This is a genomic window from Enterobacter sp. E12 (assembly GCF_014596715.2).
GTDB lineage: Bacteria > Pseudomonadota > Gammaproteobacteria > Enterobacterales > Enterobacteriaceae > Enterobacter > Enterobacter bugandensis.
In genome coordinates, this window is the sequence record NZ_CP115601.1 from 2394599 (window position 1) to 2407010 (window position 12412).

General features: G+C 55.8%; 11 protein-coding genes. 1 reads left to right on the forward strand and 10 read right to left on the reverse strand.

The window, feature by feature from the left end; genetic code table 11:
• Positions 1 to 2: 2 nt before the first annotated feature.
• From dsbG to IB212_RS11425, 6 genes are all read right to left on the reverse strand, one after another.
• Positions 3 to 761: a thiol:disulfide interchange protein DsbG gene (gene dsbG / locus IB212_RS11400; protein WP_188245610.1), complete on the reverse strand. Its 759-nt coding sequence runs from the start codon at positions 759 to 761 to the stop codon at positions 3 to 5.
• A gap of 41 nt (positions 762 to 802) precedes the next feature.
• Positions 803 to 1414 (reverse strand): DsbA family protein, encoded by a 612-nt coding sequence (locus IB212_RS11405; RefSeq protein ID WP_049137983.1) that lies wholly within the window; start codon positions 1412 to 1414, stop codon positions 803 to 805.
• A 6-nt stretch (positions 1415 to 1420) separates the two neighbouring features.
• Positions 1421 to 3445, reverse strand: a complete 2025-nt coding sequence (locus IB212_RS11410; RefSeq protein ID WP_188245609.1) for a protein-disulfide reductase DsbD — start codon at positions 3443 to 3445, stop codon at positions 1421 to 1423.
• Between the two features lie 48 nt (positions 3446 to 3493).
• On the reverse strand, positions 3494 to 3862 hold the full coding sequence (locus IB212_RS11415) for a hypothetical protein (protein WP_041909911.1): 369 nt from the start codon (positions 3860 to 3862) through the stop codon (positions 3494 to 3496).
• 87 nt (positions 3863 to 3949) lie between these two features.
• Positions 3950 to 4510 (reverse strand): RNA polymerase sigma factor, encoded by a 561-nt coding sequence (locus tag IB212_RS11420; protein WP_045630592.1) that lies wholly within the window; start codon positions 4508 to 4510, stop codon positions 3950 to 3952.
• A 5-nt stretch (positions 4511 to 4515) separates the two neighbouring features.
• A complete protein-coding gene (locus tag IB212_RS11425) occupies positions 4516 to 4935 on the reverse strand; it encodes a hypothetical protein (protein WP_041909907.1) in 420 nt (139 codons plus the stop codon).
• A 267-nt stretch (positions 4936 to 5202) separates the two neighbouring features.
• Between IB212_RS11425 and IB212_RS11430 the strand changes: the two genes are divergently transcribed.
• On the forward strand, positions 5203 to 6894 hold the full coding sequence (locus tag IB212_RS11430) for an ATP-dependent endonuclease (protein ID WP_071993721.1): 1692 nt from the start codon (positions 5203 to 5205) through the stop codon (positions 6892 to 6894).
• A 40-nt stretch (positions 6895 to 6934) separates the two neighbouring features.
• On the opposite strand, the gene IB212_RS11435 is transcribed toward IB212_RS11430, so the two are convergent.
• The 4 genes from IB212_RS11435 to IB212_RS11450 all read right to left on the reverse strand — a co-directional run bounded on the left by IB212_RS11435 (position 6935) and on the right by IB212_RS11450 (position 12396).
• A complete protein-coding gene (locus tag IB212_RS11435; RefSeq protein ID WP_041909905.1) occupies positions 6935 to 8485 on the reverse strand; it encodes a methyl-accepting chemotaxis protein in 1551 nt (516 codons plus the stop codon).
• Between the two features lie 89 nt (positions 8486 to 8574).
• Complete coding sequence (locus IB212_RS11440; RefSeq protein WP_041909903.1) at positions 8575 to 9591, reverse strand: LacI family DNA-binding transcriptional regulator; 1017 nt, start codon at positions 9589 to 9591, stop codon at positions 8575 to 8577.
• Between the two features lie 28 nt (positions 9592 to 9619).
• The gene (locus IB212_RS11445) at positions 9620 to 11026 is read right to left on the reverse strand and encodes a sucrose-6-phosphate hydrolase (RefSeq protein WP_041909902.1); all 1407 of its coding nucleotides are present in this window, start codon (positions 11024 to 11026) and stop codon (positions 9620 to 9622) included.
• Positions 11026 to 12396, reverse strand: coding sequence for a sucrose-specific PTS transporter subunit IIBC (locus IB212_RS11450; RefSeq protein WP_028013216.1), 1371 nt, complete (start codon positions 12394 to 12396; stop codon positions 11026 to 11028). Before IB212_RS11450 ends, IB212_RS11445 begins: the two co-directional genes overlap by 1 nt.
• Positions 12397 to 12412 lie beyond the last annotated feature (16 nt).

Genomic DNA, 12412 nt, shown 5'->3' on the forward strand with positions numbered 1-12412 from the left:
TTTTACGGCTTCGACCCGAACATTGCCTCAAGCTGCTGCGCGTCCGGCATACCGACCACCTGCTGCAGTTCGTTTTCCGCATTCAGATAGTAAATGGCCGGCGTGGCGTTTGCGCCCAGGCTGTCCATCAGCGCCTGGTGTTTCTGCAGGATCGCTACCGTTTCGCGGGAAGCCTCGCCTTCAGGCTTGGGTAATTTTTTACCGCCGGAGAGCTCATACTCGCGCCAGGCCGAAACCGGATCTTTCGCATTCAGGATCGCAGAGGCGTTGCGCCCGCTGTTGGGGTTAAGAAACGCCACCAGCAGCGTGTTGAGCTGAACCTTGCCCGCCTTCACCCACGGCTGCGCTTCAGCCCAGAACTGCTTGCAATACGGGCAGAACGGATCGGCGAAGACGAAGACCTTACGCGGGGCGTTATCCGCCCCTTCCTTCAGGGGATGCGCCGCGTTGAGGTTCTTCCACATCTCGCGCCCCATCGGAGCGTAGATCTCTTTCTGGAAATAGCCTTCACTGAGGTTTTTTCCTTTGTCATCGTACAGATAGCCCGAAATAACGTGCTTGCCGTCCGGCGTTAAAAACAGCGTCACGCCCATGTCCTGATATTGCCCCAGCCAGGCCGGTGCGCCGCCGGGGGCATCCAGTTTCTTAATGATTTTGATCTGCTGCTGCTCGCTGAACTGCTTCACCACATCCGGTATGGCATCAGCGGCCTGGGCCAGCCCTGAGGTCGCCAGCGCCGAAAGTAACAGTAATTTTTTCATTTCCCTCTCCGGTTTGTCGGGGGCATTCCGCCCCCTTCAGGTTAGCGGTTTTTCAGTGCGTCACTGACCATTTCGTCGAACTGTTCAAAAGGAACCCAGCCGGGCAGCAGCCCTTCGCCGATAAGCGTGGCGGGCGTGCCCTGAATTCCCATTTTTTCCGCGACGATCAGGCTGCGTTTGATCGACACCATGCTCTCGTCATCCGGCGCGCTGACGCTCACCCCCGCGCGCTTTTGCGCCTCCTGAATGCTGGCGTCATCGTGGTATCCCTTTTTGGCCATCAGGGTATGGTTAAATTTCATAAACTGCTCGGGATGCGCGCGCCAGACGGTTAACGCGTCGCGCGCGGCGGTCAGCGAACTTTCCGAGCGGAAAGGTAAAAACTTAAAGACCACCGCCACATCAGGGTGTTTTTCGACGATCTTCTCCAGGTAAGGATCGAATTTCTTACAGTACGGGCAGTTATAGTCGGTAAACACCACCAGGGTAAGCTTTGGATTTTTCGCGCCAATACGCGGCGAATCCGGATCGTTAAACAGGAAATCAGCGATCATCTTCTGCGCACGCTGTTCCTGGTCCGGCGTCAGCGGCTGGGCTGCCATCACCTGAGTCGAGGCCAGCAGGAGCATAAGCGTAATAAAGAATTTTTTCATAATGCATTAGCCTTTTGCGTTGTTCAGGGTGGTGACCAGGGTGCGCTTGTCCAGCAGCGGCGAGAGGATGTCCCCCTGAGGCGTGCCGGGGCCATAGACCTCATTAAACGGAATGGCGTAGCGGTTTCGCTTCGCGAGAAACTCCGCGATAAGCGCGGAGGGCTGGCTCCAGTCTCCGCGCAGGGCCACCACGTCCGGCTGGCTCAGCGCGGCAATAACGTCCGGCTGACGCAGTACCCGGTGCTCGTTAACTTTGCAGGTCACGCACCAGTCCGCCGAGATATCCACAAACACCCGTTTCCCCTGCGCCAGCGCCTGCTCAATGGCCTCCTCGCTGAGCGGCTGCCACGGGATGGTCTGCGCAACGCTTTGCGTGGTGGCGTCAGACGGAGAGTTGAGCAACCCGCGCAGCTGATACCCGCCGAACACCGACAGCGCGATGACCACGACCCAGAATAACGGCGAGGAGGTTTGCCCCTTCTTCGCGAACAGCGCCAGCGCGATAACGATCAGCACCAGCATCACGATCTGGCTGACCGCCTCGCCCAGATGCAGGCTCAGCAGCGTGACCAGCCAGAGGCTGGAGGCCAGCATCATCAGGCCCAGGATCGTTTTGAGCGTGTTCATCCAGCGGCCGGGTTTTGGCAGCAGCATGGCCGTTTTCGGCACAAGGGCCACAAACAGCCACGGCAGGCTCATGCCCACGCCCAGCATCAGGAAGATAAGCCACAGGGCGTGCAGCGGCGCGCCAAGGGCAAAGGCAACCGCCGTGCCGAGGAACGGCGCGGAGCACGGCGTGGCAAGCAGCGTGGCGAACATCCCTTCGCAGAAACTGCCGCCAAGTCCTGTGCCCCCTGCCGTTGCCAGCCGCCCGGCGGCGGCAGAAGGGAGCAGCATCTCAAACGCCCCAAACAGGTTCAGCGCAAACAGGAAGGTGACGGCGACCATCAGGCCGATAAACCACGGGTTCTGGAACTGAATGCCCCACCCCAGCGACGCTCCGGTCAGCTTAAGCGCAGTCACCATCGCGGCGAGCAGCCCAAAGGAGGTGAGGATCCCGGCGCTGGTGGCCAGGAAGCGCAGCCGGATGGCGCGCCTGTCCGATCCCGCCTGCAGGATGCTGTTAAGCTTCATGCCCATTACCGGCAGCACGCAGGGCATCAGGTTCAGGATCAATCCGCCCAGCAGGGCAAAAAGCACCATTTTACCCGTTCCTTCAGGCGCGGAAGGCTCTGCGGGCGTTGCCTCAACGGTCATGGTGGTTTGCTGCGCGTTACCGCCATTGGTCAGCACAAACGACAGCCTCTTGCCTTCCAGCGAGGCGGGTTTATCGCCCCATACATCAGTCACGGGTACCGTCACCCGAAGCGTGTTGCCGTCGTGCTTAATGGCCGGCTCGCCGGGGAGAATTTCACCCTCCAGCGGGTCAAAGTAGATCCCCGGATTGTCCCACTTCCCGTCCGTCGTACCGGTAATCACCAGCTTGTCGCCGGATAGCCATGCGGAAAGATCTGCGGATACGCCTGACGTACCGGGCACGGCGCGCATCGCTTGCTCGAACTCGCTACGGAAGCCCTCATCCACCGGCTGGGTAAAATCGAGATGCAGCGGGTAGTCCGTCAGCAGGCAGACGTTGCTGCAGGTGGAGAGCGTGAGCGTTCCATTGAGCGCGTCGTTCTTCACCCCGTCGAGAACGATCGGAATCGTGACCTTATCGTGATACCCCTGCGTCGTCATGCCGGAGATATCGAAGCGCGACGGAACCGGCCAGGACCAGCTGTCCGTTACGCCGTCCGGCCAGCTGATTTTTGGCGCGACGCCGCCCTCGCCCGGCGATCGCCAGTAGGTTTTCCAGCCGGGCTTTAGCTCAACGGTGAGCAGGCCTTTAACGTGCGTTTGTTCCCTCTCCGCCTGAAAGCGGATGCGGGCGTGATCGTTTTGTGGGGAGACCAGCCAGCCGGTGTCTGCCGCATGGGCAACGCCGATGCAGGACAGCCACAGGAGGACGAATCCCCTGAAGAGGTTAACCATGTATTACTCCGTGAACAGTGAAAAATTATCGTGTGGTGACGATGATTTTCATTCACGGAAAACGCAGTTTTTAAGGTGTATTCGGGGAGGCGGTGCCTGAACGGGCTGTTCCGCGGGAGCATAGGCCCGCCCTTGCGTCAGCAGCTGTAACAGCGCGAAGAAAATAATGATAGCCGGCAGCGCGCCGTCGAAGAACAGCGGCTGGGCACAAAGAAGCGACTGGGCGCCCAGCTGGCAGGGCGATGGCCCGGACTGCTCGGTGCTGCTTTGGGTTGGGGCATCTGCACTCAGTGAAATCTGCGGATCCAGTCCCTGTAAAAAATGGTTGAGCATCACCGCACGCTGCACGAGGCAAATCGCCATCGCGAGACAGGTGATGATCAGAAGCCATTTTCCGAGGAGCTGACGGTTGCGCATAATATTCCAGAGTAGCAAGACGCCCCGATCATAAACGATAGTGATGAATCTACAAGTGCCGGAAGTGTAAGGTTTTGTCTGTCGCCGCTATTCCCCCGTCAGCGCGTCGTAGATATCCCGCAGCCGCGTGCGCAGAAACAGCACCGCCTTGTGCTTGCGGGATAACAGCGCCTGCTCGCTGGCCCCCGTCTCCTCTGCCAGCATTTTAATGCTGTAGCCGTGCAGCTCGGTCTTTTCAAACACTTCGCGCTGCGGTGGCGGGAGTTCTGACAGCGCCTGCCCCAGCTCTTCCCACAGCAGCGTTTTGAGATACTCCTCCTCCGGCGTTTGCGGTACGCCGAACAGGGTTTCGGCCAGCTCGTCCTCAGGAAAACCCTCTTCGTCTTCGCCCGTAAAATAGCCGGAGAGCGGCACCTCGCGCTTTTTACGCGCCCGGTCTGTCATCTCGTTACGCGCCGCGCGGAACAGCCAGGCCGCGACGTTTTCGACCGGCTGCTCCACTTTCATCAGCTGATACGTGACTTCCTGCAAAATGTCGTCGGCATCATCGCGAACGGACGTCCGTCCGCGAATGAAGGCTTTCAGCCGGGCGCGGCAGGCGTTGAGCGCCGACATCAGCATGGATCCGCCCGCCTCCCCGGCTTTCATTTCGCTCACTCTGCTTCCGGGGTTTTGGGCGCGGCGTCATCGCGCTTATCGTCACGATGGCCGTGCCAGCCGCAGTGACCGCGACCGTGACGACCAAAGCCTTCGCGACGCTGCTGAATAAACGCCTCGCGCTGCTCGGGCGTCATGTTCATCCAGCGCTCGTGCATCCGCCGGTGCGCGCCAAACATCCCCGGGCGGAAACCTAATCCGCCAAACAGAATGCGGCTCAGCACCAGAATCCCCAGCGCCTGCCAGAAACCAATGGCCTTCACGCCGAGGATCGCCGGAAGCAAGGCGTTCCACAGGGACATCACCAGCAGGCCGAGCACGATCAAAATCACCGCGCCGATGACTAATCCCTTGCCCATACGGTGGCGACCAAATCCGCGCCCGTGACTTCTGCCGTGCAGTTCAAAATCTCTCATGGTGTTTACCTCGTTTGCAGTAACTGATTATGGCTTGTGATGAGGTAGACGGATGAGGGAGGGAAATATTGCTGTGTTTTTTTAATACAATACTACTATTTATATAGTGTATTTAATTAAAAATTCGCTCACTTAGAAGATTTTGTTACTTACATAACAAAAGTCGTTGAATTACAAGGTGAAATCTGATTTTATGGAAAATCATTTCATGAGTAACATATTATATTGCGTAATGATGCATAATTATTTTTCGCGAAGGAGAGAATCTTGCTTAGCAGTATCAAAATCGAACGATTTAAGAATATCGTTGACATTGAGATCCCTCTTGAGGGGATAAACCTTTTAATAGGTTCTAATAATGCAGGGAAAAGTAGTATTCAACAAGCGATACAGTTTTCAGTTTCAATTGCTCAATCAACAAATCAGCAAGGTGCTAGATGGTCTCAAAATCGATGCCCTTCATCACTTTCTAGTGATACCTTAATTTATTCTCCATTAAAAGATATTGGGGCGTTAGCTCCAAATGGTAAATTACAGACATCAAAAGATCAAGCTATTAAGGTTACATTTAATGGCGAAACAAGCACAACAGTAACAATAAGTAAGGGAAAGAATAGAAATATAGCAACTTCTTTAGAAGGGAAAGAATTAGGGGAGTTACTTCAAGATATCGAGAATCCATTTTCAATGATTGTGCCGGGGTTAGCTGGAATACCTTCTTTTGAAGAATACAAACCACCATCCGTTGTAAGAAAAGCTGCAGCAAAAGGTGATTCCAACAGTGTATTCAGGAATATTTTATTGCTTCTTGCAAAGGATTCACATTCATGGATTGCCTTTAAGAAAAAATTCAATGCTGTATTCCCTGATTACGAAATAAAGGTATCATTTGATCCTAATGTTGATGAACACATCAATGCAGAAGTTATTAGCAACTCAGTTTCATTGCCTATAGATTCATGCGGCACTGGAATTTTGCAAGCCATTCAAATATTGGCCTATTACTATTTATATAAGCCTCAGCTTTTAATATTAGATGAGCCAGACTCTCATCTACACCCAAACAACCAAAGAATACTTGCGCTTTTGTTAAAAGAACTGCACCAAGAAACAGAGTGCCAAATAATTATATCGACCCATTCCAGACATTTTTTTGAAGCTCTTAAGGACGATTCAGCAGTGTTATGGATAAACAATTGTGCATTAGTTCAAGGAACTGATGATGTCGAGCGAAATATATTGATGGAAATCGGCGCTCTTGATAAAGGGGATCAGCTAAGAAATGGAGAAATTTCAGCAATTCTATTAACAGAAGATACAGACAAAGGATATATAAAAGCTATTGCGGAATCTTCAGGTTTTTTGCCTGACCAATATGAAATATGGTCCTACAACGGATGTTCAAACATAAATATAGCACTGGCTTTAAATTCATTCATAGCACAACATGCACCTGGAACTGCAGTGGTTGTTCATAGAGATAGAGATTATATGAATGATAACGAAATACTTAGCTACAAACAAAATCTGGAAGCTGTAGGCCTAAAAGTTTTTATAACTAAAGGGAATGATGCTGAAAGTCATTTTATAAATGAAGGGCACATACATTTTCTTTATGAGAATATTTCAGAAGCTGAAGCCTCTGAAATCATCAACACATGCCTTGAAGAAAGATCAGATGCAGTCATTGAAAAATACATTAATACTATACATGCTAGGAAATTGCAAGAATCCTATAAGACTGGAGTAAAACCTAATACAGGAGCAATCGCACTAGATTGCAACCAAAAGTATCATAATAATATGCGCGAATTTATGCATGGAAAAACAATTGAAAGCACATTGCGTGGCAAGATTCAGGCAATCATTGGTCGAAATGTAGATCTATGCAAAACTTCACCGGCGATTCGTGACGATGTACTAGCATCTTTTGCTGATGCGATTTGGAATAATGCATAAATGGATACAAAGGCTCCATAAGGAGCCTCCTCTCACTAAATCAAGCCTGCACCGGCAACCTAAAACTCGAAATACTCCGCGAAAGCTGCTGCGCCTGCTCTTCCAGCGAGGCCGCTGCCGCCGCGGACTGCTGCACCAGCGCGGCGTTCTGCTGGGTCACGCCATCCATCTCGGTTACCGCCTGCCCGACCTGGCCGATCCCGCGGCTCTGCTCTTCGGAGGCGACGGAGATCTGCTCCATTAGCGTATTCACTTTATTCACCGACGAAATGATCGAATCAATCACCTCGCCCGAGCGGCTCACCAGCTCCGCACCGTTTTTGACGCTGGAGACCGACTGCGCAATCAGGCTCTCGATGTCTTTAGCCGCCACCGCGCTTTTCTGCGCCAGAGTGCGCACTTCGCTGGCCACCACTGCAAAACCGCGGCCCTGCGTTCCGGCGCGCGCCGCTTCAACCGCCGCGTTAAGTGCCAGAATGTTGGTCTGGAAGGCGATGCTGTTGATCACGCTGGTAATGTCTTCGATGCGCTTCGAGTTCGCCGCGATGGTGTTCATCGTGTCGATGACTTCACGGGTCACCGCTTCCCCGGTGTGGGCATTATTCACCGCGTCCTGCACCAGTTTTCCGGCCTGATAGACATTATCGGTATTGTTCGCCACCGTCGCGCTCAGCTCCTCCATGCTCGCCGCCGTCTGGGTCAACGCGGAAGCCTGCTGCTCGGTACGAGAAGCCAGATCGATATTTCCGGCGGCAATCTCCTGCGCCGCGTGCGTCACGGTATGGCTCGCATCGCGCACCTGGGCGATGGTCGCCAGCAGTGCCTGACGCATCTGCTCCATCGAACCCATCAGGTGGTCGATTTCGTTGCTTGAACTCCCCTTCACCGGCACCGGAACATCAAGCTTGCCCGCTGCAATCTGGCTGCAGTGCTCGCGCGCCAGGTTGACCGGGGCAAAGACAAAGCGCTTCATGAAGAAGCTGACTGCAACGATCACCACCACAAACAGGCTGGCAATAACGGCAATCATCACCAGGCCGGAGACGAAATTGCTGCTCGCATCCTCGTTCAGGCTTTTAGCGTATTTCTGGTGGACCGAAAGCACCTGGTCGAGAATGATTTCGTACTGGCGGTCGAGACGGGAAACTTCCGGGATCAGCGCGTCAAATTTGGCGACATCGTGCGCCGCAGCGGCATCGATCAGCGGCGCCAGCCCCTGGTTGCGGTAGTTTTGCCAGGCGTCCTGATAGGCACTCACCATCGGTGCTTCATCCGTCAGACGCGGCGAAGCCATAAACGCCGCAAAGGCATTGTCCGCTTTGGTCAGCGCCTCTTTCACTGCGGCAAGCTTTGCAGACTCGTCCGCCGCGTTGCCCGCTTCCACCATCTTCACGTACTCCATCACCCGCACGCGCAGCGTACGGCTGTGGTTGATGGGGTCAATAATGGACAGCACCACCTGGATCTCTTTGTTGACGTTATCCAGCGAGTTATTACTTTTAATGATGAGGCCAACGCTCGTCACGGTGCTGACGATAAAGAACAAAAGCAGCGAGAACAGGACAATCAGGGACGACTTTTTCAACGACATAAACCAATACCTCAAGGAGAATTATTCCTTATGGTTATCGGCGCTTCCAAAACTTAAATTAATTAAAGTTATTGATGTATCGCCTGGGGCTATACCGCTGACTTATAGCGCCGCTGCAGGGTGGCATCCAGCTTGCGCTGCAATGGCTGCGGCGTCTCCCCTTCGATCAATTTGCCAATCAGATCAAAGCAGTGCCACGCCAGCTGGCGGTTGTCCTGACGAATGGTATCGACCGGGATCGTCAGTGAATCGTAGAGATAGTGATCGTCAAAGCTGGCTAATCTGATATCGCTTTGCAACAGGTTATGCTGGCCCATATAGCGCAGCACCCCTTCCAGCAGCCCGCAGGCGGCGGTGAAAAGCGCTTTTGGCGGACGCCCCAGGCGGGCGCAGAGTTCAGCAAACATCTCGTACCCGGAGCTCGGGTGATAGTTACCGTGAATGATCCACTCGGGGCGCAGCTCCACGCCGGCCTCTCGCAGACCTTGCTTAAAACCGTCCAGACGGTCGCGCGTCGGAGACAGGCGCGGCTGGCCGCCGATGAAGTAGAATTCATTTGGATGCTGGCGCGCAATGTCCGCTACCAGCGCCGCTGTCGGGGAAATGGAGTCGGTGATCACCAGCGGCAGTGCGCTGTCGTTCATGTGCCGGTCAAAAAGCACCACGGGCAGCTGCTCGCTGAGCTTCAGGTAGTCCGCATCGTTCAGCATGCTGGAAGCCACAATCAGCCCGTCCACCTGACGCGCCACCATATTGTTCACCACCACCGTCTCCTGCCCTGGGTTTTCATCGCTGCAGGAGATAAGCAGCTGAACGCCGGCCTCGCGGCACAGCGTCTCCAGCTCGTGAGAAAAGACGGCGAAACCGTAGTTGGTAATCTCGGGAACGACAAGACCAATGGTGTGGCTGCGGTTATCGCGCAGCGAGCGAGCGTGAATGCTGGGCTGATAGTGGTGCTCTTTTGCAATCGCCAGCACGCGCTCGCGCGTCTCTTCCGCCACGCGAAGCTCTTTGCTGCGCCCGTTCAGGACCAGGCTGGCGGTGGCTTTTGACACACCCGCCAGCTCCGCGATGTCTTTTATGGTGACGCGTTTTGTTTTTCTCACAACGACTTAGATCCGGCTGCCAAAACCCTCATTCTATCATGCAGGCGCGCAGCGACCAGTAGCGTAATGTGATGTCGGACGCACCTTCGAATCGCACCCGGGCTGGATGGTCAGGAAAATAGCGGCTGCTCATCACCCCTTCGCCGTGATTGATGAAAATTTCAACGCTGGAGCAGTCGCACAGAACGCGTAAATGACGAACCTCACCCTGCCAGTAGCGGGTCAATGTTTCACCGGTTTTCAGGCTCGCGCGTTCAAGGCGTAAACCCTGCTCATCGGCCGTGAGGCGCAGCGCGCCTGCGAAATCGACATTCACCTGCGATGCACCCAGCTCAAACTCCAGGCGCGTCGCGTCCAGTTCCGGCGCCTCGCTGGCGCGCCCCTGCCAGCGCTGCTCATCTTCACGCAGCGCCGCCAGCTCGCGCGCCGGGGTCTGCCAGAGCCTGCCGTCGCGATAGCTGAGTTCGCGCGGGCAGGTCATCTGGTGCATCCAGCCGTGCGCCCGCGTCGGCTGAAGCATCTCTTCCCCGTCCGGTACGCCCATCCAGCCGATCAGAATGCGGCGTCCATCCTCCGCCAGCGTGGTTTGCGGCGCGTAAAACTCAAAGCCCGCGTCCAGCTCGTGAAGCTCGCCGTGATCGAATGCGGCGCTGGCATAGTCAAATGCCCCGCTCATCCAGGTGGCCGGATAGGTATTGAGGTAGCGATGCGGCTCGCGCGCCAGCCCCTGCGGGCAGCAGATCAGGACGTGCGTTCCGTCGAGGGCGAACAGGTCCGGGCACTCCCACATATACCCCGCTTCCGTCAGGCCGTTTACGCCGTGGCCAGCGATCACCCCGCAGGACGTCCAGGCATGCAAATCGGCTGATTTAAACAGCAGCACCTTGCCGCGCTTTTGCAGATCCTGCGCGCCCAGCACCATGTACCACTCCCCGTCGTGCTGCCATACCTTCGGGTCACGCACGTGGCCGGTGTAGCCTTCCGGCAGCGCCAGCACCGGCCCCAGTTTCGTAAAGGTTCCGTCCGGCTGCTCCACGGCGAGGCACTGCCAGGCGGTGCGGCTGCCGTCATCAAACTTAACGTTGCCGGTGTAGCACAGTGTGAGGACACCGTGGTTGTCCACGGCGCTACCGGAGTAGCAGCCGTTGCGGTCATACTCTTCGTCGGGCATAAGCGCCAGCGGCTCATGCTGCCAGTGCACCAGGTCTGCAGAGCTCCAGTGCCCCCAGCATTTAAAGCGATGCTCGCAGGCCAGCGGGTTCCACTGATAAAACAGGTGGTAGCGTCCGGCAAACCAGATAAACCCGTTCGGGTCGTTCATCAGCCCCGTCACCGGCGCGGGGTGCCACTGCGGGTAATGGCTATCCGCCAGCGCCCGCGGCTGCCCTTTCATAACGGCCTGCAGGATCGCAGGCCAGCGGGAAAGTTGCGTCATTATTCAGAGTCCGTTTTATATTTCAGCAGCAGCGAGACGGTAAACGCCACGCCGAAGGCAATCACCATGCCGATAATATAGTTAAGGAGCGAGCTGGCCTGAACGATAGCCATGCCCGGAATAGCGGTCAGCCCGACGGCGGTCATGTAGACATGCACTGACACCACCCAGGCTCCGCCCGCTGCGCCGCCGATCAGCGCCGCGATAAACGGCTTCACGAAGCGCAGGTTGATACCAAAAATGGCCGCTTCGGTAATGCCCAGCATCGCAGAAAACGCCGACGGTAAGGTAATGGCTTTGATTTTGGCGTCTTTGGTTTTAAACCACACCGCCAGACAAGCGCCGCCCTGCGCCACGTTCGCCATGGCCCAGATCGGCAGCAGGAAGTTTACGCCAATCGACGGGTTACCCAGCAGCCCGGCTTCAATCGCGTGGAAGCTGTGGTGAATACCGGTGATCACAATCACCGAGTACAGCCCACCGAACAGCAGCCCGGCCAGCCAGCCCGCGTGTTCAATCAGCGTGCTCAGAATAAAGGAGATGCCGTCGCCCAGCGCGCGCCCTGCCGGGCCGATAATCAGCAAGGCGATGAAGCCAGAGATAACGACGGTGAGGAACGGCGTCAAAATCAGATCCAGCGCGTCCGGGATCGCGCGGCGCAGGTTTTTCTCGACGATGCTCATAAACCAGACGGCCAGCAGCACCGGGAATACCGTGCCCTGGTAGCCAATCATCGCGATCTCAAGGCCGAAGAAGTTCATGGTGTGGAAGCCGGAGGCCACGCCCCAGGCGTTGGTCAGCGCCGGGTGGGTCAGAATGCCGCCCAGCGTCGCGCCCAGATACGGGTTCCCGCCAAATTCCCGCGCCGCGGTAAAGCCGATCAGGATTGGCAGAATGATAAACGCCGCCGAGCTGCACATGTCCAGCATGATGTAGAGGGCGTTATCCGCATTGACCCAGCCGTAGGTTTTCACCATGCCGAGCAGGCCCATCAGCAGGCCGGACGCCACAATGGCGGGAATGATCGGGACAAAGATATTGGAAAGCAAACGCGCAATGCGCTGGAACGGGTTCAGCTTGCGCGCCGCGATATCCGCCGCTTCAGACTTGCTGGACTCGCTAATCCCCGCCGCCTGAATAAACGCGGCGTAGACCTTATTCACCACGCCCGTGCCGAAAATGACCTGCATCTGCCCGGCGTTATGAAAACAGCCCTTCACGCCCTCAACCTTGCCAATCGCTTGCCGATCGGCAAGCGCGTCGTCGACCAGCACCAGACGAAGACGCGTAGCGCAGTGCGCGGCGCTGGCGATATTTTCCTTGCCGCCCAGCAGCGGAATAAGCTCGCGGGCGATTTGATTAACATCCATAGATACCTCTGCCTGA